General features: G+C 60.3%; 21 protein-coding genes, 1 tRNA gene and 2 pseudogenes. 16 read left to right on the top strand and 8 right to left on the bottom strand.

Annotation, left to right across the window (positions count from 1 at the left end; translation table 11 throughout):
• Positions 1 to 398 (bottom strand): sigma-70 family RNA polymerase sigma factor (locus HT737_RS22620; RefSeq protein WP_182404041.1); only part of this gene is annotated, 398 nt, incomplete at its 3' end.
• Between the two features lie 558 nt (positions 399 to 956).
• On the opposite strand from HT737_RS22620, the gene nadB reads away from it, so the two are divergent.
• The gene (gene nadB, locus HT737_RS22615; RefSeq protein ID WP_145593346.1) at positions 957 to 2,573 is read left to right on the top strand and encodes an L-aspartate oxidase; all 1,617 of its coding nucleotides are present in this window, start codon (positions 957 to 959) and stop codon (positions 2,571 to 2,573) included.
• On the opposite strand, the gene HT737_RS22610 is transcribed toward nadB, so the two are convergent.
• Together HT737_RS22610 and HT737_RS22605 are read right to left on the bottom strand one after the other, a co-directional pair.
• Positions 2,542 to 2,994: a protein YgfX gene (locus tag HT737_RS22610; protein WP_182404040.1), complete on the bottom strand. Its 453-nt coding sequence runs from the start codon at positions 2,992 to 2,994 to the stop codon at positions 2,542 to 2,544. The genes nadB and HT737_RS22610 overlap by 32 nt on opposite strands.
• Entirely contained in the window at positions 2,978 to 3,232 is a 255-nt protein-coding gene (locus HT737_RS22605; protein ID WP_007963266.1) for a succinate dehydrogenase assembly factor 2, read from the bottom strand. Before HT737_RS22605 ends, HT737_RS22610 begins: the two co-directional genes overlap by 17 nt.
• A gap of 149 nt (positions 3,233 to 3,381) precedes the next feature.
• Between HT737_RS22605 and HT737_RS22600 the strand changes: the two genes are divergently transcribed.
• Both HT737_RS22600 and HT737_RS22595 read left to right on the top strand, forming a co-directional pair.
• Positions 3,382 to 4,323, top strand: coding sequence for a folate-binding protein YgfZ (locus HT737_RS22600; RefSeq protein WP_182404039.1), 942 nt, complete (start codon positions 3,382 to 3,384; stop codon positions 4,321 to 4,323).
• A 35-nt stretch (positions 4,324 to 4,358) separates the two neighbouring features.
• Positions 4,359 to 5,180 carry an HDOD domain-containing protein gene (locus tag HT737_RS22595; protein ID WP_086792023.1) on the top strand — a complete coding sequence of 274 codons (822 nt, stop codon included), beginning with the start codon at positions 4,359 to 4,361 and terminating at the stop codon, positions 5,178 to 5,180.
• 152 nt (positions 5,181 to 5,332) lie between these two features.
• Here the strand turns inward: HT737_RS22595 and HT737_RS22590 are convergent, their stop codons facing one another.
• Both HT737_RS22590 and HT737_RS22585 read right to left on the bottom strand, forming a co-directional pair.
• Positions 5,333 to 6,718, bottom strand: coding sequence for a sensor histidine kinase (locus HT737_RS22590; protein WP_086792025.1), 1,386 nt, complete (start codon positions 6,716 to 6,718; stop codon positions 5,333 to 5,335).
• Complete coding sequence (locus tag HT737_RS22585; protein WP_041070394.1) at positions 6,711 to 7,382, bottom strand: response regulator; 672 nt, start codon at positions 7,380 to 7,382, stop codon at positions 6,711 to 6,713. The genes HT737_RS22590 and HT737_RS22585 overlap by 8 nt, the downstream gene beginning before the upstream one ends.
• Before the next feature lie 237 nt (positions 7,383 to 7,619).
• Between HT737_RS22585 and HT737_RS22580 the strand changes: the two genes are divergently transcribed.
• From HT737_RS22580 to HT737_RS22560, 5 genes and pseudogenes are all read left to right on the top strand, one after another.
• Entirely contained in the window at positions 7,620 to 8,912 is a 1,293-nt protein-coding gene (locus tag HT737_RS22580) for an OprD family porin (protein WP_121184187.1), read from the top strand.
• 94 nt (positions 8,913 to 9,006) lie between these two features.
• Positions 9,007 to 9,983, top strand: a pseudogene (locus HT737_RS22575) (Bug family tripartite tricarboxylate transporter substrate binding protein).
• A 58-nt stretch (positions 9,984 to 10,041) separates the two neighbouring features.
• Complete coding sequence (locus HT737_RS22570; RefSeq protein ID WP_041070398.1) at positions 10,042 to 10,500, top strand: tripartite tricarboxylate transporter TctB family protein; 459 nt, start codon at positions 10,042 to 10,044, stop codon at positions 10,498 to 10,500.
• Position 10,501: 1 nt separating this feature from the next.
• On the top strand, positions 10,502 to 12,016 hold the full coding sequence (locus tag HT737_RS22565; protein WP_047292269.1) for a tripartite tricarboxylate transporter permease: 1,515 nt from the start codon (positions 10,502 to 10,504) through the stop codon (positions 12,014 to 12,016).
• Complete coding sequence (locus tag HT737_RS22560) at positions 12,009 to 13,043, top strand: AbrB family transcriptional regulator (protein ID WP_182404038.1); 1,035 nt, start codon at positions 12,009 to 12,011, stop codon at positions 13,041 to 13,043. The genes HT737_RS22565 and HT737_RS22560 overlap by 8 nt, the downstream gene beginning before the upstream one ends.
• Before the next feature lie 126 nt (positions 13,044 to 13,169).
• On the opposite strand, the gene ung is transcribed toward HT737_RS22560, so the two are convergent.
• Complete coding sequence (gene ung / locus HT737_RS22555; protein WP_047292639.1) at positions 13,170 to 13,862, bottom strand: uracil-DNA glycosylase; 693 nt, start codon at positions 13,860 to 13,862, stop codon at positions 13,170 to 13,172.
• A 132-nt stretch (positions 13,863 to 13,994) separates the two neighbouring features.
• On the opposite strand from ung, the gene HT737_RS22550 reads away from it, so the two are divergent.
• Positions 13,995 to 15,107 (top strand): enoyl-CoA hydratase/isomerase family protein, encoded by a 1,113-nt coding sequence (locus HT737_RS22550; RefSeq protein WP_121184183.1) that lies wholly within the window; start codon positions 13,995 to 13,997, stop codon positions 15,105 to 15,107.
• 67 nt (positions 15,108 to 15,174) lie between these two features.
• Here the strand turns inward: HT737_RS22550 and HT737_RS22545 are convergent, their stop codons facing one another.
• Positions 15,175 to 15,573 (bottom strand): hypothetical protein, encoded by a 399-nt coding sequence (locus HT737_RS22545; RefSeq protein ID WP_007963255.1) that lies wholly within the window; start codon positions 15,571 to 15,573, stop codon positions 15,175 to 15,177.
• Between the two features lie 179 nt (positions 15,574 to 15,752).
• Positions 15,753 to 16,013: a hypothetical protein gene (locus HT737_RS22540; RefSeq protein ID WP_182404037.1), complete on the bottom strand. Its 261-nt coding sequence runs from the start codon at positions 16,011 to 16,013 to the stop codon at positions 15,753 to 15,755.
• Positions 16,014 to 16,276: 263 nt separating this feature from the next.
• Between HT737_RS22540 and HT737_RS22535 the strand changes: the two genes are divergently transcribed.
• The 7 genes and pseudogenes from HT737_RS22535 to HT737_RS22505 all read left to right on the top strand — a co-directional run bounded on the left by HT737_RS22535 (position 16,277) and on the right by HT737_RS22505 (position 20,435).
• Positions 16,277 to 16,507 carry a cysteine-rich CWC family protein gene (locus HT737_RS22535; protein ID WP_047292254.1) on the top strand — a complete coding sequence of 77 codons (231 nt, stop codon included), beginning with the start codon at positions 16,277 to 16,279 and terminating at the stop codon, positions 16,505 to 16,507.
• 33 nt (positions 16,508 to 16,540) lie between these two features.
• Positions 16,541 to 17,233: a pseudouridine synthase gene (locus HT737_RS22530; RefSeq protein ID WP_182404036.1), complete on the top strand. Its 693-nt coding sequence runs from the start codon at positions 16,541 to 16,543 to the stop codon at positions 17,231 to 17,233.
• Between the two features lie 316 nt (positions 17,234 to 17,549).
• A pseudogene (locus tag HT737_RS22525) lies at positions 17,550 to 18,435 on the top strand (alpha/beta fold hydrolase).
• Between the two features lie 159 nt (positions 18,436 to 18,594).
• Positions 18,595 to 18,668 (top strand) — tRNA-Gly (locus HT737_RS22520).
• Between the two features lie 268 nt (positions 18,669 to 18,936).
• Positions 18,937 to 19,116 (top strand): type II toxin-antitoxin system HicA family toxin, encoded by a 180-nt coding sequence (locus HT737_RS22515; RefSeq protein ID WP_007963251.1) that lies wholly within the window; start codon positions 18,937 to 18,939, stop codon positions 19,114 to 19,116.
• A gap of 36 nt (positions 19,117 to 19,152) precedes the next feature.
• Entirely contained in the window at positions 19,153 to 19,560 is a 408-nt protein-coding gene (locus tag HT737_RS22510) for a type II toxin-antitoxin system HicB family antitoxin (RefSeq protein ID WP_182404035.1), read from the top strand.
• A gap of 146 nt (positions 19,561 to 19,706) precedes the next feature.
• Positions 19,707 to 20,435 (top strand): bifunctional 2-polyprenyl-6-hydroxyphenol methylase/3-demethylubiquinol 3-O-methyltransferase UbiG, encoded by a 729-nt coding sequence (locus tag HT737_RS22505; protein WP_182404034.1) that lies wholly within the window; start codon positions 19,707 to 19,709, stop codon positions 20,433 to 20,435.
• Positions 20,436 to 20,522 lie beyond the last annotated feature (87 nt).

The following is a 20,522-nucleotide window of genomic DNA, read 5'->3' as shown; positions in this document are numbered from 1 at the left end:
TGGACGGTGCCTTCGATCTCATCCCGCAGCAACGCGCGTTCCGGTGATTCGAGATCCTTGAGGCCATGATCGCCATCGTAGAACTCTGCGTCTTCAGAACTTACATCACTATCCGGCGGCCGGCGGCCGCGTGAAACCAGATAGTTTTTTGCCGTGTTGATGGCAATGCGGTAAAGCCACGTATAGAACGCGCTGTCTCCGCGAAAGTTTCCTAATGCTCGGTACGCCTTGATAAAGGCTTCCTGAGCCACATCCTGGGCTTCATGGGTGTCGTGCACAAAACGCACGATCAACCCGAGAATTTTGTGCTGATATTTCAGCACCAGCAGATCGAAAGCTCGCTTGTCGCCACGCTGAACGCGCTCGACCAGCTGCTGATCCTCTTCCTGGGTTAGCATGAACACTCCTCGATAAGCATGGAGGAGGCTTGCATAACTAAACGACCAGACTTGCAAACATAGACTCGGGCTTTTCGCAAAAGTTCTCCCCCTCCAGGCAAGTTTCCTGCGGGCTCTGATTTGGCACGCACGAAAAACGCAGCGCGGGATAAACCGGCTGCGCGAATAATCTTGTCATCGGTTCGCCGGCAAAAACCCAATCGCAGGTTCTGCATTGAAGCCGACACTGTCCCGTGTTTCTGGCAACTGTCTATTGATCTTGGGCCTCTGGCAAAAGTTCCAATTATTTATAGCCATGCTGGAGCGACATTGAGCGACCGTGCGCTGAAAAAGCCTGTTTCATCCTCGATACAGTTGCCTTTTTCCAAAACGATGAAAAAAAACCTCCGACGAAACGTCAGGCTTTTGTCGTCACAGTAGTTTCACAATGCCATACAAGCCCGGCTATTGTGCCGCTCCACCCCTCTATATACTAGTGGGCTGTGTGGCTGTCTTGACTCGCCGATCCAGCTGTCTTGCGCCAACCCCGATCCGGGTCGCTTTGAGCGGAATCCTGAAATGAGCCAACAGTTTCAACACGATGTTCTGGTGATTGGCAGCGGCGCTGCCGGTTTGAGTCTCGCGCTGACCCTGCCGGGTCATTTGCGCATTGCCGTATTGAGCAAGGGTGATCTGGCCAACGGTTCGACCTATTGGGCCCAGGGCGGCGTCGCTGCCGTGCTGGACGATACCGACACTGTCGAATCCCACGTCGATGACACCCTGAACGCCGGCGGCGGTCTGTGCCATGAAGACGCGGTGCGTTTCACTGTCGAGCACAGTCGGGAAGCCATCCAGTGGTTGATCGACCAGGGCGTGCCGTTCACCCGCGACGAACAGTCCGGCACCGAAGACGGCGGCTTCGAATTCCACCTGACCCGCGAGGGCGGTCACAGTCATCGGCGCATCATCCACGCCGCCGACGCAACCGGCGCAGCGATTTTCACCACCCTGCTCGCCCAAGCCAGAGAGCGCAGCAATATAGAGCTGCTGGAACAACGGGTTGCCGTTGATTTGATCACCGAGCGTCGTCTGGGCCTGGACGGCGAGCGCTGCCTCGGTGCCTACGTGCTGAATCGCGCGACCGGCGAAGTCGACACCTACGGCGCACGTTTCGTGATCCTCGCGTCCGGCGGCGCGGCCAAGGTCTACCTCTATACCAGCAACCCCGATGGCGCCTGCGGTGATGGCATCGCCATGGCCTGGCGTTCGGGCTGCCGGGTGGCCAACCTGGAATTCAACCAGTTCCACCCCACTTGCCTGTATCACCCGCAAGCCAAAAGCTTCCTGATCACCGAAGCCCTGCGCGGCGAAGGTGCGCATCTGAAGCTGCCTAACGGCGAACGCTTCATGCCACGTTTCGACAAACGCGCGGAACTGGCGCCGCGCGATATCGTTGCCCGGGCCATCGACCATGAAATGAAGCGCCTGGGCGTCGACTGCGTCTATCTCGATATCAGCCACAAGCCGGAAGCCTTCATCAAAAGCCACTTCCCGACCGTTTACGAGCGCTGCCTGGGCTTCGGCATCGACATCACCAAACAGCCGATCCCGGTTGTGCCGGCGGCGCACTACACCTGTGGTGGGGTGATGGTCGATCAACACGGTCGCACCGACGTGCCGGGGCTGTACGCCATCGGCGAAACCAGCTTCACGGGGTTGCACGGGGCCAATCGCATGGCCAGCAACTCGCTGCTCGAATGCTTCGTTTATGCCCGCTCGGCGGCAGCGGACATTCTTGCGCAACTGGATGCCGTCACCGCGCCAAACGCCCTGCCCGAGTGGGACGCCAGCCAGGTAACCGATTCCGACGAAGACGTGATCATCGCCCACAACTGGGATGAGCTGCGCCGCTTCATGTGGGACTACGTGGGGATCGTGCGCACCAACAAGCGCCTGCAACGGGCGCAGCACCGCGTGCGCCTGCTGCTGGACGAGATCGACGAGTTCTACAGCAACTATAAGGTCAGCCGCGACCTGATCGAGTTGCGTAATCTGGCGCAAGTCGCCGAGCTGATGATCTGCTCAGCCATGGAGCGCAAGGAAAGTCGCGGCCTGCATTACACACTCGACTATCCGAACCTGCTGCCCGAGGCGCTCGACACTATTCTGGTGCCGCCCACCTACGCCGGCTGAATTTGAGCCGCACTCGCAGGCGTCGGTGCACATCCGCTGCCTGCGAGTCTCGCGGTACGCAGATCGAGCGCACTCGCCGCTCCCCCCGCAGACGAAAGCGCAACACCACGATCAACGGCAACGCCAGGCTGTCCGGGCGCAACTGCACCGTTTGCCAGCCCCCCGCCTGATTCCACAACTGCCAGCCATCGGCGTCGCGGCGTAATCGGCAAAAGGCCTGCGGATGCTTCAGCAGTATCTGCCGTGGCAATACCCATGCGGCGTGCAGCACACAGGCGAAAGCTCCGAGCAGACTGGCCCAGAGTGGAATCGACAGGAGAAACAACACACCCACAGCGAACGCCTGGGCCAACAGATAAGCCGCCAGCAACTGCCGTGAGGCATGCCAGCGGCATTCGAACGTCTTACTTGGGCTGAACACGGTCCAGGATCATCCGGACCATGCGCTGCAGTTCCGGGTCTTCGGATTCGCTGCGCTCCATGAACCAGCCGAACATGTCCTGGTCTTCACAGGTCAGCAGTCGGACATACAAGTCGCGATCGACCTGGTTGAGGTGCGGATAGACCTCCTGCACGAACGGCACCAGCAGCACGTCAAGTTCCAGCATGCCGCGGCGGCTGTGCCAGAAGAGGCGATTGAGTTCAACTTGTTCGACCATGGAGCCCTCCTCAAATAGGCGCGCAGTATACAGCCCCGGCGCAGGTCGCACAGTCGGCTTTGGTCGGGCACCACCGATCCTTTATCAACTACCCATTTCAACAACGCGCCCTTATGATGTGCCCCAGACTTTTTTACCTGCGATGAACCATGGCCGATTCTGCTTTTTTCTGCACCCTGTCTCATGAAGGCGTACTCGCGGTTCGCGGCGCGGATGCCGGCAAATTCCTGCAAGGCCAGTTGACCTGCAACATCAATTACCTCAGCGACAGCCAGGCCAGCCTTGGCGCACGCTGCACGCAAAAAGGCCGGATGCAGTCGAGCTTCCGCATTCTGCTCGAAGGTGACGGTGTGCTGCTGGCGATGGCCAGCGAACTGCTGGAGCCGCAACTGGCAGATCTGAAAAAGTACGCCGTATTCTCCAAGTCCAAGTTGACCGACGAAAGCGCCGCCTGGGTGCGTTTCGGCCTGGAGCACGGCGACGCCGCATTGGCCAGCCTGGGGCTGGAACTGCCGCGCGAGACCGATGCCGTGGTGCGCAACGCAGGCCTGATCGCGATTCGCGTCTCGGCGGATCGCGCCGAGCTCTGGACACCGGCCGATCAAGCCAATGCCATCAAGGCCAAACTCGTCGCCGCCCTGCCGGAAGGTGAGTTGAACCAATGGCTGCTGGGGCAGATTCGCGCCGGTATCGGTCAGGTCATGCCGTCCACCCGCGAGCTGTTCATCCCGCAGATGCTCAACCTGCAGGCCGTCGGCGGCGTGAGTTTCAAGAAAGGTTGCTACACCGGACAGGAAATCGTCGCGCGCATGCAGTACCTGGGAAAGCTCAAGCGTCGCCTCTATCGCATGCAACTGGACGCGAGCGAACTGCCTGAGCCGGGTACCCCGCTGTTCGCCCCAAGCCACAGCAGCGCCATCGGCGAAGTGGTGATTGCCGCCCGCACCGCAGAAAAGATTGAACTGCTGGCGGTGTTGCAGGCCGAAGCTGCCGAAGCGGGTGATCTGCACCTGGGTGCCCTCGAAGGCCCAGCGCTGCATTTGCTCGACCTGCCCTACGAACTGGATCGCGACCGCGAAATCCAGCGCTGATCGCAGCTTTTGTTGCAACACCCTAGAGAATCTACATGAGCGAGCTGGCGGATAAGGTCCAACAGGATTTGGTTGAGGCCATCGATAACGATGACCTGGTTCTGCCAACGTTACCGGAAGTGGCCCTGCAAATTCGCAAGGCCGCCGAAGATCCGGAGATCAGCGTCAGCGATCTGAGCAAAGTCATTGGCCGCGACACGGCACTGTCGGCGCGCCTGATCAAAGTGGTCAACAGCCCGTTGCTGCGTGCGACCCAGGAAGTCACCGACCTGCACACCGCGATCACCCGGCTGGGGGTGAACTACAGCAGCAACCTGGCGATCGGGCTGGTGATGGAACAGATCTTCCACGCCCGCTCCGACGTGGTCGAACAGAAGATGCGCGAAGTCTGGCGCAAGAGCCTGGAAATCGCCGGCGTCAGCTACGCCCTGTGCCGCCGCCACACCCAACTCAAACCTGATCAGGCAGCGCTGGGCGGACTGGTGCATCAGATCGGCGTGCTGCCGATCCTGACTTACGCCGAAGATCACTACGAACTGCTGTCAGATCCGGTCAGTCTCAATCATGTGATCGACCACATTCACCCGCTGCTGGGCGACAAGCTGTTGCGGGTCTGGGAATTTCCCGAGCAATTGGTGGAGCTGCCTGGGCTGTATCTGGATTTCAAGCGCGACTCGGCACAGATCGATTACGTCGATCTGGTGCAGGTGGCGAGCCTGTATTGCCACAAGGACAGCGATCATCCGATTTCACGGATTGACCCACTCAGTGTGCCGGCATTCAGAAAGCTTGGGATCGATCCGGAGAACAAGCAATTGTGTGCAGATCTGGAAGAGTCGCGGACGATGTTTTACTGACCTGTGGCGAGGGAGCTTGCTCCCGCTGGGCTGCGAAGCAGCCCCAAAACCAGGCGGCCTCCCTTCACCAGGCAAACCTTGCACTCAGGAATCACGAATGCTGCGCAGCCGAGCGGGAGCAAGCTCCCTCGCCACAAAAGCCATCTCGGCTGCTATCCGGCAATAAAACTCACCCGAACCTTCAAACCGGCCTGCTCGCCATCATGCAAGGTGATCTGCGCCAGATGCGCCCGGCAGATCTCTCCGACAATCGCCAGCCCCAACCCTGAACCCGCCACCTGTTGATTGCGCCGGTAGAAGCGTTCAAACACCCGATCACGCTCCTCCAGCGGAATCCCCGGCCCGTCATCTTCAACCTCAAGCACCGCCGGTGCCGCGACCCGCAGAATCACGTTGCCGCCCGGTGGCGTATGCGCCAGGGCGTTGTCCACCAGATTGCTCAACAGTTCATTGAGCAACGTCGGCTCGCCGCGCAGCCATACCGGTTCATCCGCCTCCAGCGCCAGTGCGACGCCGCGCGCGTGGGCCAGAGGCGCCATGGCCATGCCCAGTTCGCGGGCCAACTGACTCAGATCCAATAATTGCGCGCCGCCCTCGGCAATCGCCCGGGCACCGTTTTCCACCCGTGCCAGCGACAGCAGTTGATTGGCCAGATGGGTCAGGCGGTCTGTGCTTTGCGCCGATGACTCCAGGGTCGTGCGCCAGGTTTCCGGCTCGCTGGAACGCAGCCCCAACTCCAGCCGTGCCTTCAATGCTGCCAGTGGCGTGCGTAGTTCGTGAGCGGCATCGGCGATGAACTGCGCCTGCCGCTCGAACTGCCCACGCAGACGCTCGGTGAAATGATTGAGCGCGCGCACCAGCGGCCACAATTCATGTTGCACCTCCACCAGCGGCAGCGGCCGCAAATCATCGGGCTGGCGCTCCTCCACCGCCGTGCGCAGACGTTCCAGCGGGCGCAGCGCAGCACTCACCGCGAACCACACCAGCAACAATGCGCCGATCGCGAGCATGCCCAGACGCAACAGCGTATCGGCCGCCAGACTGCGCGCCATGGCGACGCGCGCCTCATCGGTTTCGGCGACGCGGATTTCCGCCATGCCGTTCATGTTCGGTTCGGTGACCGCTTTAAGCAGGCTGACCACGCGCACGTTCTGCCCGCGATAGGTCGCGTTGTAGAAGCGCGCGAGCGCCGGGTAATCGTCGGTTCTTGGCGTACCGGGTGGCGGCCCGGGCAGGTTTTCGTAGCCGGAAATCAGCTTCTGGTGGATGTCGTTGACCTGGTAGTAAATCCGCCCGGCGCTGTCGTAAGCGAAGGTGTCCAGGGCCACGTAGGGCACGTCGGCGCTGAGCGTACCGTCGCGTTGCGAGAGGCCGGCGGCGATGGTTCGCGCCGAGGCCAGCAGGGTTCGGTCGTAAGCCGTGTCGGCAGCTTCGCGTCCGTTCCAGTACGCGCTCAAACCACTGGCGAGCATCAACACCACCAGCAACAACGCGAGGTTCCACAGCAACCGCCAGCGCAGGCTGCTGGGCTTATGCATCGCGGCTTTCCAGCAGGTAACCGAGGCCACGGAAAGTCACGATCGCCACAGGCTGGCCGTCGAGTTTCTTGCGCAAGCGATGCACGTAGATTTCGATGGCGTCGGGGCTGGCTTCTTCGTCGAGCCCGAACACCTGCGCGGCGAGTTGCTCCTTGCTCATCACCCGTCCCGGGCGGGCGATCAATGCTTCGAGCACGGCCTGTTCGCGAGAGGTCAGGGTCAGCAATTCTTCGCCGAGACTGAAACGTCGGGTGTCGAGATCGTAGGCCAGCACGCCGCAACGCTGCTGGCGTTCGCCGCCGAGCACACTGCGTCGCAGCAGGGCTTTGACCCGCGCTTCGAGTTCGCTCAGTTCGAACGGTTTGGCGAGGTAATCGTCAGCGCCGAGATTCAAGCCGTGTACGCGGTCCTTCACATCGCTGCGCGCCGTCAGCATCAGCACCGGCAGGTTCTTGCCGCGTGCGCGCAGGCGCGCCAGCACCTCGAACCCGTCCATGCGCGGCAGGCCGACATCGAGGATCGCCATCGCGTATTCCTCGCTGCCCAGCGCCAGGTCGGCGGCCACGCCATCGTGCAGCACGTCCACGGTCAGACCGGTGCTCTTGAGCGCCTGGGCGACGCTTTCGGCCAGCTGCAAATGGTCTTCGACGAGCAGAACACGCATGGATCCTTACCTCATTCAGGGATGGCCGACGCCATTCTTTGCCGCGGAGTTTACAGCCGCAACCGCCACTGTGAAGCCCGAAAACCGCGAAATCCAGCTGAAAGGTTAGCGAAAGGTTAGGCCGTTAGAGTCCGGTCACGGACAGTTTCGACTGCCGTCGCTGCTGCCACACAGCGCTACGAAAAACGCCACGAAGCGTTTTCGACCAATAAGAACAATAAACGGAGTACACCGCGCATGCCGTCCTTGCAGACCAAGGCTTTCACGCCCGCTCGCCCTTTGCGTTTCAGCCACACCGCCCTCGCCAGTGCCGCCGCCCTCGCCGGTTTTTCACCGCTGAGCTACGCCGACTTCATCAAAGACAGTTCCGCCACCTTCGAAACCCGCAACATGTACTTCAACCGTGACTTTCGCGACGGCACCAGCGCCCAGCAAAGCAAGCGGGATGAATGGGCCCAGGGTTTCATGCTCAACCTGCAATCGGGTTACACCGACGGCACCGTGGGGTTCGGTGTCGATGCGCTGGGCATGTTGGGGGTCAAACTTGATTCGAGCCCGGATCGCACCGGCACCGGCCTGTTGCCGACCCACGATGACGGGCGCGCCGCGGACGAATATTCCAAGGTCGGCCTGACCGGCAAAGTTAAAATCTCCGCCACCGAACTGAAAATCGGCAGCCTGATGCCTGAATTGCCGATCCTCAAACCGAACGACGGGCGCATCCTGCCGCAGACCTTCGAGGGCGGTTTGCTGACCTCCAAAGAGATCAAGAACCTGACCTTCACCGGCGGGCGTCTGGAGAAAGCCAAGGATCGCGACAGCACCGATTTCGAGGACATTGCCCTCAACAACAAGAACAGCCGTTTCGCTGGCACCGTGGCCGGCAAGCATTTCGACTTTGCCGGCGTGGACTACAAGTTCACCGACAAGATCACCGGCAGCTACCATTTCGCCCAACTTGACGAAGTCTACAACCAGCATTTCTTCGGCCTGGTCGCCTCGCGGCCGATGGGTCCGGGCACATTCGCCACCGACCTGCGTTTTGCGGTCAGTGACGATCAGGGCGCGGCCCGTGGTGGCGAGATCGACAACCGCTCGCTCAATGGCCTGGTCAGCTATGCCCTGAGCGGCCACAAGTTCACCGCCGGTTATCAGCACATGTCCGGCGACAGCGCCTTCCCGTATGTCGATGGCAGCGACCCGTATCTGGTCAACTTCGTGCAGATCAACGACTTCGCCGGCGCCGAGGAACGCTCGTGGCAGGCGCGTTACGACTTCGACTTTGCGCGCCTCGGCATCCCCGGCCTGTCGTTCATGAGCCGTTACCTGAGCGGTGACAACATCAAGCTCAAGAACGGCGATGAAGGCAAAGAGTGGGAACGCAACACCGAGATCAAATATGTAGTACAAAGCGGCGCCTTGAAGGACGTTGCCGTCCGCCTGCGTAATGCCACCTACCGTTCCAACTACTCCGCTCGCGATGCCGATGAAGTGCGTCTGCTGGTGAGCTATAGCGTTGCCCTTTGGTAATTGATTGAAATGCTGCGGGTTGGAAGATCAAAAGATCGCAGCCTGCGGCAGCTCCTACAAAAAGCCCTACAACAACAAAACCGTGGAGAAACCAATGAATTTGTCACTGCGTAAAGTTGCTCTGGCCGCTGGCGTCATGCTGTTCGCCGGCCAACTGATGGCCGAACCGAAGCGCCCGGAATGCATCGCCCCGGCCTCCCCCGGCGGCGGTTTCGACCTGACCTGCAAACTGGCGCAAAGCGCGCTGGTCAATGAAAAACTGCTGACCAAACCGATGCGTGTTACTTACATGCCCGGCGGTGTCGGCGCGGTGGCGTACAACGCGGTCGTCGCTCAGCGCCCGGCCGATGCGGGCACGCTGGTGGCGTGGTCCAGCGGTTCGCTGCTGAACCTGGCGCAAGGCAAGTTCGGCCGTTTCGATGAAACCAATGTGCGCTGGCTCGCGGCCGTCGGCACCAGCTACGGCGCCATCGCGGTGAAAAGCGACTCTCCCTACAAGACCCTCGACGATCTCGTCAAAGCCTTGAAGAAAGATCCGAGCTCGGTGGTCATTGGTTCCGGCGGCACCGTCGGCAGCCAGGACTGGATGCAAACCGCCCTGATCGCCAAGCTGCCGGGATCAACCCGCGTGACCTGCGTTACGTCGCCCTCGAAGGTGGCGGCGAAATTGCCACCGCGCTGCTTGGCGGGCACATCCAGGTCGGCAGCACCGACATTTCCGACTCCATGCCGCACATCCAGAGCGGTGACATGCGCCTGTTGGCAGTATTTGCCGACAAACGCCTCGACGAGCCGGAAATGAAAGACATCCCGACCGCCCGCGAGCAGGGTTACGACATCGTCTGGCCAGTGGTTCGCGGTTTCTACCTCGGGCCAAAAGTCAGCGACGAAGACTACGCCTGGTGGAAAGACGCCTTCGACAAACTGCTGGCCTCGGACGATTTCGCCAAGCTGCGCGATCAGCGTGAACTGTTCCCGTTCGCCATGACCGGCCCGGAGCTGGACACCTACGTGAAGAAGCAGGTGGCGGACTACAAGGTGCTGGCCAAAGAGTTCGGCCTGATTCAGTGATCGTCTCTGTCTAGCGGCTGCGGCCTCGCGCATCGAGGCCTCGGCACAGGAGTTTCCCATGCTCTTACAACGCATTTTCGCCTCGGTGCTATTGCTGGCCTGCGTCGGCCTGGCGCTGATGGCGTGGCCGTATCAAGCAGCTTTTTCTTATGAACCGGTCGGCCCGCGTGCCTTTCCCCTGCTGATGCTCGGCCTGATGGGCCTGGCGCTGCTGTACATGGTGTTCCGCCCGGCCCCCATCAAACACAGCGCGGACGAACCGCCGCTGGATCGCGAAACCCTGATCAAGATCGGCATCTGCGTCGTTCTGCTGTTGGTGTTCGCCGGCACATTTGAATCGCTGGGTTTCATCATCGCCAGCGTCATCACCGGCATCCCGATGGCACGCCTGTACGGCGGTCGCTGGTTGCCGAGCGTGGCGATCATCAGCCTGATGGCCATCGGTCTTTACCTGCTGTTCGACCGTTTGATGGACGTTCCGCTGCCCCTTGGCCTGCTCAGCGTTCTGGAGAACTGATATGGATACTCTTGGCTATTTGGGTCAGGGTTTTGGCGTTGCGCTGAGCCCCTACAACCTGGTGACCGCGCTGTGCGGCACACTGATCGGCACTGTTGTCGGCCTGTTGCCGGGCCTGGGTCCGATCAACGGTGTGGCACTGCTGATCCCGATCGCATTCGCCCTTGGCCTGCCGCCGGAGTCGGCGCTGATTCTGTTGGCGGCGGTGTATCTGGGCTGCGAATACGGCGGGCGGATCAGCTCGATCCTGCTGAACATTCCAGGCGAAGCCTCCACCGTGATGACCACCCTCGACGGTTACCCGATGGCCCGCAAAGGTCTGGCCGGTGTGGCGCTGTCGTTGTCGGCATGGAGTTCGTTCATCGGTGCATTCATTGCCACCTGCGGCATGGTGCTGTTCGCCCCGCTGCTGGCGAAATGGGCGATTGCTTTCGGCCCGGCGGAATACTTCGTACTGATGGTGTTCGCGATTGTCTGCCTTGGCGGCATGGCCGGTGATCGTCCGCTGAAGACGTTTATCGCGGCGCTGATCGGCCTGTTCCTGTCAACCGTCGGCATCGACGCCAACAGCGGCGTGTACCGTTTCACTGGCGACAACATTCACCTGACCGACGGCATTCAGTTCGTGGTGCTGGTGCTGGGCCTGTTTTCCATCAGCGAAATTCTCCTGCTGCTGGAAAAAACCCACCACGGCCAGGAAGCGGTGAAAGCCACCGGCCGGATGATGTTCAACTTCAAGGAAGCGGCTTCGGTATTCGTGGTCAACGTCCGCTGCGGCGTGCTGGGTTTCATCATGGGCGTGTTGCCCGGTGCCGGCGCGACCCTCGCCAGTGCCGTGGCCTACATGACCGAGAAACGCATCGCCGGCGCCAGCGGCAAGTTCGGTGAGGGTGATGCCCGTGGCCTCGCCGCGCCGGAAACCGCCATTGGCGGTGCCGCCTGCGGTGCACTGGTGCCGATGCTGACCCTCGGCGTTCCCGGTTCGGGCACCACGGCGGTGATGATCGGCGCCCTGTCGCTGTACAACATCACTCCGGGGCCGCTGCTGTTCCAACAGCAACCGGACATCGTCTGGGGCCTGATCGCTTCGTTGTTCATCGCCAACGTCATGCTGGTGATCCTCAACATCCCGATGATCCGCATCTTCACCCGCATCCTCGCCGTGCCGAACTGGGCGTTGGTGCCCGTCATCGCCATCATTACCGGGATTGGCGTGTATGCGGTGCATGCCACCACGTTCGACCTGTTCCTGATGATCGGTATCGGCATCTTCGGCTACATCCTGCGCAAGCTGGACTTCCCGCTGTCGCCGCTGTTGCTGGGCTTCATCCTTGGCGAACTGATGGAGCAGAACCTGCGTCGCGCCCTGTCGATCTCCAACGGTGCGCTGGAAATCCTCTGGTCGAGCCCGATCACGCTCGGCGTCTGGGTACTGACTGGGATCATGCTGCTGATGCCGATCATCCGCATCTGGCGCAAACGTGCGGCAGCGCAACGCACCATCGCCGATGTCTGATCGTTCGTCCCTCAGAAGCTGGTGGGCTACCCCGCTGGTCGGTCTGCTTGGCGGTTTTATCGCCAGCCAGATCGGCTGGCCGCTACCGTGGATGGTCGGCTCGTTGCTGGCGATCATCCTGGTGCGCTGCCTGACCCCGTGGCAACTTACGGAAATCCCCGGCGGGCGCAAATGCGGGCAATGGATTGTCGGCATCGGCATCGGCCTGCACTTCACCCCGCTGGTGATGGAGCAGGTGCTCAGTCACTTCGGTCTGATTTTCTTCGGTGCGCTGGTCACCAGTCTCTCGGCGGTGGTCGGCGTGTGGCTGATGCGCCGCACCGGCGAAGATCGCGCCACGGCGTTTTTCTCGAGCATGCCCGGCGGCTCCGGGGAGATGGTCAATCTCGGCGCGCGCAACGGTGCGCTGCTCAGCCATGTCGCGGCCGGGCAGAGTCTGCGGGTGCTGGCGGTGGTGTTGTGTGTACCGGCGGCGTTCAAATATCTGCTGGGCGACGGCACGCCGATTTCCCACGCCGGCAGCGTCGATTGGCGCTGGCTGGCGATTCTGTTTCCCACAGGCGCCCTGCTCGCCTGGCTCTGGCAGCGTTTGCGTCAGCCCAATCCGTGGCTGTTCGGCCCGTTGCTGGTCAGTGCCACGGTGAGCATTGCCTGGGATTTGCACATTGGCCTGCCGGACGGAGGCAGCCAGATCGGCCAGTGGCTGATCGGCAGCGGGCTGGGCTGTCACTTCAATCGACAGTTCTTCCGGCGCGCGCCGTCATTCATGGGGCGCACGTTGATCGGCACGGCGTTGACCATGTTGATCGCCACCCTGGCGGCACTGGGCTTGAGTGCGCTGACCCATCTGGATCTGCGTTCGCTGACGTTGGGCATGATGCCCGGCGGCATTGCCGAAATGAGTCTGACGGCGGAAACCCTGCAACTGTCGGTGCCGCTGGTGACGGCGATGCAAGTGATGCGGCTGTTGTTTGTGCTGTTTCTGGCGGAGCCGTTGTTCAAGTATTGGAATCGTAATCCCGAGTGATACCGAGTCGACTTCATCGCTGGCGAGCCAGCTCCCACAGGATTGTGGTTGCCACAAATCGTGTGTACACCCCTGAAACCTTGTGGGAGCTGGCTTGCCAGCGATAGGGCCAGCCCGGTCAACCGATCAAACCGGCGGCAACCGCCACTCGATCGGCACTTCACCATTCTGCTCAAGAAACTTGTTGGTCCGGCTGAAATGCCCGCAGCCCAGGAAGCCACGATATGCCGACAACGGCGACGGGTGCACCGAGGTCAGCACCAGGTGCTTGGTCGCATCAATCAGCTTCTGTTTGCTCTGCGCATGCGCGCCCCACAGCATGAACACCAGATGCGGCTGGCGTTCGCTGACCACCTCAATGATCCGGTCGGTGAAGAACTGCCAGCCTTTGTCCTTGTGCGCGTTGGCATTGGCGCGCTCGACGGTCATGGTGGTGTTGAGCATCAACACGCCCTGATCGGCCCAGCTCTGCAGGTAACCGTGATTGGGGATGTCGATGTTCAGGTCGCGTTTCAACTCCTTGTAGATGTTGACCAGCGATGGCGGCGCCGGCACGCCCGGTTGCACCGAGAAGCACAAGCCATGGGCCTGGCCCGGGCCGTGGTACGGGTCCTGGCCGAGGATCACCACTTTGACCTTATCCAGCGGCGTCGAATTCAGCGCGTTGAAAATCAGCGGCCCCGGCGGATAGATCTCCTTGCCGGCCGCCCGCTCCTGCTGCAGAAAATTGCGCAACTCTGCCATGTAAGGCTGGTCGAATTCAGCACGCAGTGCCTCCTTCCAGCTCGGTTCGAGTTTGATACGGTCGTCAGCAGTCATGGTCATACCCGGCAAAAACAATGGGGCGAACCCTAGGAAAGCCGACCACGCTTGTCAATTGATCTGACACAGATCCGGCACTTTCCCGCACAGCGATCATACTGATCGTTCAAATTCCCGATCGAGGTCACGATGAATCTGCACTTCGAAGAACTCACCGGCACTGACGGCGCCCGCCTCGGTATCGCCAGCCTGGATGCTGAAAAGTCGCTCAACGCGCTGTCCTTGCCGATGATCAACGCCCTGAGCGACAAGCTGAACGCCTGGGCCAAGGATCCACAAATCGTCTGCGTGCTGCTGCGCGGTAACGGCGCCAAGGCATTCTGCGCCGGCGGCGAAGTGCGCAGCCTGGTGGAAGCCTGCCGCGCCCATCCCGGCGAAGTCCCGCCACTGGCCGCGCAGTTTTTCGCCGCCGAATATCGCCTGGACTACAGCCTGCATACCTACCCCAAACCGCTGATCTGCTGGGGCCACGGTTACGTGCTCGGCGGCGGCATGGGCCTGTTGCAAGGTGCCAGCACGCGGATCGTCACGCCGAGCAGTCGCCTGGCGATGCCGGAGATCACCATCGGATTGTATCCGGACGTCGGGGCCAGTTGGTTTCTCTCCCGGTTGCCGGGCAAGCTCGGCTTGTTCCTCGGTTTGACCGGTGCGCACATGAACGGGCGTGATGCGATCGATCTGGATCTGGCCGACCGCTTTCTGCTTGAAGAGCAGCAACCGCAACTGATCGAAGGCCTGCTGCAACTCAACTGGCAGGAACAGACCGACATGCAACTCAACAGTCTGCTCAAGGCCCTGCAACAGGAAGCCGTCGAGCAGATGCCCGAAGCGCAGTGGTTGCCGCGCCGCGAGCAGATCGACGAACTGCTCGACGTCAGCAACGTCATCTGCGCCTGGAAAGCCATCAGCCTGCAACGCGACAGCAACGACCCGCTGATCGCCCGCGCCGCGAAAACCCTGAGCGAAGGCTCGCCGCTGACCGCACATCTGGTCTGGGAACAGATCCTCCGCGCCCGCTACCTGTCACTGGCTGAAGTCTTTCAGATGGAATACACCCTGAGCCTCAATTGCTGCCGGCATCCGGAGTTCAGCGAAGGGGTGCGGGCGCGATTGATCGACAAGGATCAGAAGCCGCACTGGCATTGGCCGGATATCAACAATGTGCCGGAGGCGGTGGTCGAGGCGCATTTTCACAAGGTGTGGGAAGGTCGGCATCCGTTGGCGGATTTGACGGTTTACTGACGGCCCGGCAAATCGCAGGCAGAAAAAAAAGCGGCGCTCAATGCGCCGCTTTTTTGTTTGCGGATGATTACCAGCGACCGCCTCGCCCGCCGTGGTCACCGCGGTTACCGTGATGATCACGGCCACCACGGTCCCGATCCCAACCCCCACCGCGGTGACCGTCCCAGCGCCCGCGATCATTGTCGTGCCAGCGACGACTTTCGTAGTAGCGCGGCGCTGGTTGGTAGTAGCGCGGCGCCGAGTAGTAACGTGGCGCTGGCTGGTAGTAACGCGGGGCCGCCTGGTAATAGCGAGGGGCCGAATAGTAGGTACTGCCACCGCTGTAATACGTGCCGCCAGTGTTGTAGTACGCGGGAGCGGGTGACGTGTAGACCTCCGAGCTGTAGTAACTGTCTGCGTAGGAGTAAGGAGCGCAACCGGCAACGGAAAACATCATCGCAGCAAGTAGAAGAATTCGTCGATACATGGCGGCCTCCTGGACCGCGGGTAGCCGCACCAGCGACGCTGGCAGGCATCAGTCGTTTATTCGGTGACTGACGCAATATCTGACAGCGTTTTCCGAATCTGGTGCGCTTTCGTAACAAGTTGAAACATGTGATTGATGAAATCCTGTTCATTTGGAAAACGCTTTCATTCAGCCACCGATCAGTGGTGCCCACCGTGATAGCCGCCGTGGTAACCGCGTCCATAACCACCGCGATAGCCGTAGCCGCCGTAGTAATAACGAGCACCGCCGTAGTAACGCGGTCCGTAATATCCGCCGTAGTAATACGGCGAATAATAGCCGGGGTAGTAGTAAGTGGCGGGATAAGTGTCGTAAGGCCCGGCGTAGTAATAACAACCGGACAGACCCAAGCCGAGCACCGCTCCCAGCAGCACCCGGCGCAACAGTTTTGAAGTACCCATGACGGCCTCCTGAAAGACCAGCGGCCGCAGCAAGACAGCGCAGCCGACACAGTTTTGACTGTCAGTTCCGGGGCAAGTGCCGGGCGTGGAAAGGCTTCAGATCAGCGGCGTCGGTCACACTGAAAATCCTCTGTGGTAGCAGGCTTGCTCCCATAGCTGGCCTGCAAGCTTGCACAGGCTACCGTCTCGGGCCGATCATGCGATGTAACGGGCCAAGCAAACCGGCCGTAACCGCACCTGCGTGGAAATGCTTCATCCGACTTATGCCTGATTCCGACACCAAACCCGACCTCTGCCCGGCCTGCGGCGCGCGCAACGATTGCACCCTGGCCGACCCGCGCACCGCCGACCGCGCCTGCTGGTGCTACGGCGTATCCATCGATCCGGCAGTCCTTGAAGCGCTGCCGCCGGAGCTGCGTGACAAGTCCTGCCTGTGCCCGCGTTGCGCCCAGGTCGAGGCGCAACTGCAAGCGGCCAAGCCGTCGATCCCGTAAGATGCGTGCCCCGCTACCTGCCGATTTCTGACCATGCGCGTCGACCGTTTCCTCAGTAACCTGCCCCGCTTCAACCGCAAGCAGGTTCGCCTGTTGCTGGTGGAAAAGCGCGTGCGCATTGACGGAAAAGTCGTCAGCGATCCCCACAGCGAAGTCCTGGAATTCAGTCGCGTCGAAGTCGACAACGAAGTGCTGCAAAGCGGTAAACCGGCACGCTACTTCATGCTGCACAAACCGCCTGGCTGCGTCAGTGCGACCCGCGATCCGCAGCACCCGACCGTGCTCGATCTGATCCATGAACCGGACAAGGACGACCTGCACATCGCCGGGCGTCTGGATTTCAACACCACCGGGCTGATGCTGATCACCAACGACGGCAACTGGTCGCGGCGCCTGACTCAGCCGCAGACCAAACTGCCGAAGGTCTATTACGTCGAGACCGAACAGGAAATCGGCCCGGGATATGCGATCAAGTTCGCCGAGGGGGTCTATTTCGCCTTCGAAGACTTGACCACCCAACCGGCGCAGCTGGAAGTGCTCGGCCCACGAGCTGCGCGGCTGAGCATCGTCGAAGGTCGCTACCATCAGGTAAAACGCATGTTCGGTCACTTCAACAACAAAGTGCTGCGCCTGCACCGCGAATCCATGGGCCCGCTGGTGCTGGATCACGCGCTAAAACCGGGCGAGTACCGCGCTTTGCGCACCGAAGAGATTCATTTGTTCTAAGCCGGCGACCGCTCAGCAGAAGTTGTCGAACAATTTACCAACGGCACTTGCGCGATCCCCATCCCACTGCTTGAATCAGGACGTCGGCCAAATTGTGACCGACGAGTCACAACATACATCCAAGAAACTTTTTGCCGGTCGTCAGCCCTCCGGGTTGCGCCTCAGCCGGCAGACTGCCCGCCAATAACAACACCCGTCGACCGCAGTCATGGATCGACATGGGCCAAGCAAATTCCAGGCGTATGCCTACCTGTCACAAAGCTCGTGCAATCTCTATTTGCGCGCATACCCGCTTGCTTGCCAGGAGTCTTATGACATGAGGCCAGAAATCGCTGTGCTGGATATACAGGGTCAGTATCGGGTTTACACGGAGTTCTATCGCGCAGACGCCGCAGAAAAGACCATCATCCTGGTCAACGGCTCGATGGCCACGACTGCGTCGTTTGCTCAAACCGTGAAAAATCTGCACCCGCAATTCAACGTGGTTTGCTATGACCAGCCCTACGCGGGCAGGTCGAAAATCCACAACCGTCACGAGAAACATCTGACCAAGGAAGTCGAAGGGGAGATCCTGCTGGAGCTGATCGATCATTTCGGTGCCGAACACGTGCTGTCGTTTTCCTGGGGTGGCGCGGCGACCCTGGTCGCCCTGGCCCACCAACCCCGGCGCATCGAAAAAGCCGTGATCAGCTCGTTCTCGCCAGTGATCAACGCACACATGCTTGATTACCTGGAGCGCGGTGTAGACTACCTCGGCCAGCGCGATGGTGATCGGGTCGGGCACCTGGTCAACAACACGATTGGCAAACACCTGCCGTCACTGTTCAAGCGCTTCAACTATCGCCACGTCAGCAGCCTGGCCGAGCACGAATACGGGCAGATGCACTTTCACATCAACGACGTGTTGCACAGTGATCGTCAGTGCTATCTGAACGCAGCGAAGAAAAATCAACGTGCCGGTGCTGTTCCTGAACGGCGAATGGGATGAATACACCGCCGCCGAAGACGCCCGACTGTTCGGCAACCACGTGGCGCACAGCACCTTCACCACGCTGCAGGCTACTGGGCACTTCCTCGACATGGAGCACAAGGCTGCGTGCCGCGATAGCCAGAACGCCCTGCTTGGTTTCCTGAAACCGTCACAGCAAACGAGCCGAACGCGTTATGCGTTCGTTCAGGATCACCATGCACTGGCCATTTGAAAAAGTGTCGTCGCGAGCGGGTCTGTGGGGCTGAAAAACCAGTATCGATGGCCCTGCAGATTCGCCCGCGAATGACCGTTTTCAATGCTGTAACGCGCTGCGAGGAAAAGAAAACCTTCAAATTCGCGCCCGACTCTGGTACAAAGTCAGCCGCTCTGAGCGGGTATAGTTTAGTGGCAAAACGAAAGCTTCCCAAGCTTTAGTTGAGGGTTCGATTCCCTCTACCCGCTCCACTCAATCAGGTCTCACGTCGTGGTTATGACGGGGGGATGCAGGAACAGAAAAAACCGGCCTACAAGGCCGGTTTTTTTTGTGTCCGGGATTTGTCCGCATTGCCCCGTAAAGGCCTGCAACACACCCATCATTCCAACGCGAAGCCCCAGCCTAGACTGGACCTTGCCAGCGAGCCAATTAAAAGACGATGACCGCTCGGTGGTTATAGTGTTGATCAAAAAAAATCAGTAGTTATAGTACCCACCAAGCACACCACAAGGAGGTGTTGTGAATAGCCGCTTTTTAATCGGTCAACTCGTCGCAGACGGTTGGTATCTGGTGCGGGTCAAGGGCAGTCATCATCACTTCAAACATCCCATCAAACCTGGTCTGGTGACGGTGCCGCATCCAAAGAAGGACCTGCTTAAAAAAACGGCCATCAGCATTTTGAAACAGGCGCTGCTTTGACTCACGCCACCGACAGCGTCCAGGAGGTCCACGAACATGCTTTACCCGATCGCAATTTCAATAGGTGATGAAAAACATGCCTGGGGAGTGGAAGTGCCGGATATTCCCGGCTGTTTTTCTGCCGGGGATGATCTGGATGATGCCGTCGCGATGGCTCGCGAAGCCATTGAGGGTCATTTCGAAATTCTGGCAGAGGACGGTGCGCCGATCCCGCCAGCCAGCAAGCTTGGCGTGCACGTAGCAAATCCGCAGTACGCCGGTTGTGCCTGGGCTGTGGTTGATATCGACGTCACCAAATACCTGGGCAAGGCGCAGAAACTCAACATCACACTGCCCGGCTATCTGCTCAACCGCATTGATGAATATGTGCTTCATCACCCGGAAGAAAAAAGTCGTTCGGGGTTTCTGGCTTCGGCAGCGTTGAAGGTCTTGCAGCAAGGTTGAATACAAATCCGGCCCTCCGCTAGCATTTCCCCATCACCCACCACCCTCCCTGCGCGGCCATCGACGAATACGCGTTTTGACTTTCGAGGGACTCCATGGCGCGGCCCCTGTGCCGCTGATGACCGAACTCAAAAGAGTATTTCCCCATGACGCAAAATATTTACGACGATCCTGATTTTTTCCAGGGTTACAGCCAGATGAACCGCTCCATCGGCGGCCTCGATGCCGCACCGGAGTGGCCGGCGCTCAAGGCGTTGTTGCCATCAATGCACGATTTGCATGTGGTCGACCTCGGCTGCGGCTATGGCTGGTTCAGTCGTTGGGCCAGTGAGCACGGCGCCGCCCATGTACTGGGGCTGGATGTCTCGGAAAAGATGCTCGAGCGCGCGCGCGAAACCACTGCGGCGGCGAACATCCGCTATGAGCGCGCCGACCTTGAGCATCTCGACCTGCCGGTCTGCCGTTTCGATCTGGCCTACAGTTCGCTGGCACTGCACTACATCAAGGATCTGCCAGGGCTGTTCGCTCATCTGTACGCGGCGCTGAAACCGGGTTCGCATTTTGTGTTCTCCATCGAGCATCCGATCTTCATGGCGCCGCGCAATCCAGGCTGGCTGGTCGACAGCGATGGCCACAAGCGCTGGCCGCTGGACAGTTATCAGATGGAAGGCGAGCGAGTGACCCACTGGCTGGCCGAAGGGGTAATCAAGCAGCACCGCACGATGGGCACGCTGTTGAATGCGTTGATCGCGGCGGGCTTTGCCATTCGCCATGTCAACGAATGGGGGCCGAGCGATGCGCAGGTGGCGGCGCAACCGGCGCTGGCTGAAGAGCGGGAGCGGCCGATGATGGTGCTAGTGGCGGTGCAGCGCTGATCTGAACAAACAATATGTGGCGAGGGGATTTATCCCCGATGGGTGCGCAGCACCCGCTTAAAGGGCCTGCTGCGCAGTCCATCGGGG

The organism is Pseudomonas sp. MD195_PC81_125, assembly GCF_014060985.1.
Classification (GTDB): domain Bacteria; phylum Pseudomonadota; class Gammaproteobacteria; order Pseudomonadales; family Pseudomonadaceae; genus Aquipseudomonas; species Aquipseudomonas parakoreensis.
Note: the sequence above shows the minus strand (reverse complement) of the source record. Positions and strands in the feature narration are given on the sequence as shown.

Coding starts and splice junctions, on each gene's coding strand:
- nadB (WP_145593346.1), top strand. CDS start 957: ATGAGCCAACAGTTTCAACACGATGTTCTGGTGATTGGCAGCGGCGCT.
- HT737_RS22605 (WP_007963266.1), bottom strand. CDS start 3,232: ATGGTCGAACAAGTTGAACTCAATCGCCTCTTCTGGCACAGCCGCCGC.
- HT737_RS22600 (WP_182404039.1), top strand. CDS start 3,382: ATGGCCGATTCTGCTTTTTTCTGCACCCTGTCTCATGAAGGCGTACTC.
- HT737_RS22595 (WP_086792023.1), top strand. CDS start 4,359: ATGAGCGAGCTGGCGGATAAGGTCCAACAGGATTTGGTTGAGGCCATC.
- HT737_RS22590 (WP_086792025.1), bottom strand. CDS start 6,718: ATGCATAAGCCCAGCAGCCTGCGCTGGCGGTTGCTGTGGAACCTCGCG.
- HT737_RS22585 (WP_041070394.1), bottom strand. CDS start 7,382: ATGCGTGTTCTGCTCGTCGAAGACCATTTGCAGCTGGCCGAAAGCGTC.
- HT737_RS22580 (WP_121184187.1), top strand. CDS start 7,620: ATGCCGTCCTTGCAGACCAAGGCTTTCACGCCCGCTCGCCCTTTGCGT.
- HT737_RS22570 (WP_041070398.1), top strand. CDS start 10,042: ATGCTCTTACAACGCATTTTCGCCTCGGTGCTATTGCTGGCCTGCGTC.
- HT737_RS22565 (WP_047292269.1), top strand. CDS start 10,502: ATGGATACTCTTGGCTATTTGGGTCAGGGTTTTGGCGTTGCGCTGAGC.
- HT737_RS22560 (WP_182404038.1), top strand. CDS start 12,009: ATGTCTGATCGTTCGTCCCTCAGAAGCTGGTGGGCTACCCCGCTGGTC.
- ung (WP_047292639.1), bottom strand. CDS start 13,862: ATGACTGCTGACGACCGTATCAAACTCGAACCGAGCTGGAAGGAGGCA.
- HT737_RS22550 (WP_121184183.1), top strand. CDS start 13,995: ATGAATCTGCACTTCGAAGAACTCACCGGCACTGACGGCGCCCGCCTC.
- HT737_RS22545 (WP_007963255.1), bottom strand. CDS start 15,573: ATGTATCGACGAATTCTTCTACTTGCTGCGATGATGTTTTCCGTTGCC.
- HT737_RS22540 (WP_182404037.1), bottom strand. CDS start 16,013: ATGGGTACTTCAAAACTGTTGCGCCGGGTGCTGCTGGGAGCGGTGCTC.
- HT737_RS22535 (WP_047292254.1), top strand. CDS start 16,277: ATGCCTGATTCCGACACCAAACCCGACCTCTGCCCGGCCTGCGGCGCG.
- HT737_RS22530 (WP_182404036.1), top strand. CDS start 16,541: ATGCGCGTCGACCGTTTCCTCAGTAACCTGCCCCGCTTCAACCGCAAG.
- HT737_RS22510 (WP_182404035.1), top strand. CDS start 19,153: ATGCTTTACCCGATCGCAATTTCAATAGGTGATGAAAAACATGCCTGG.
- HT737_RS22505 (WP_182404034.1), top strand. CDS start 19,707: ATGACGCAAAATATTTACGACGATCCTGATTTTTTCCAGGGTTACAGC.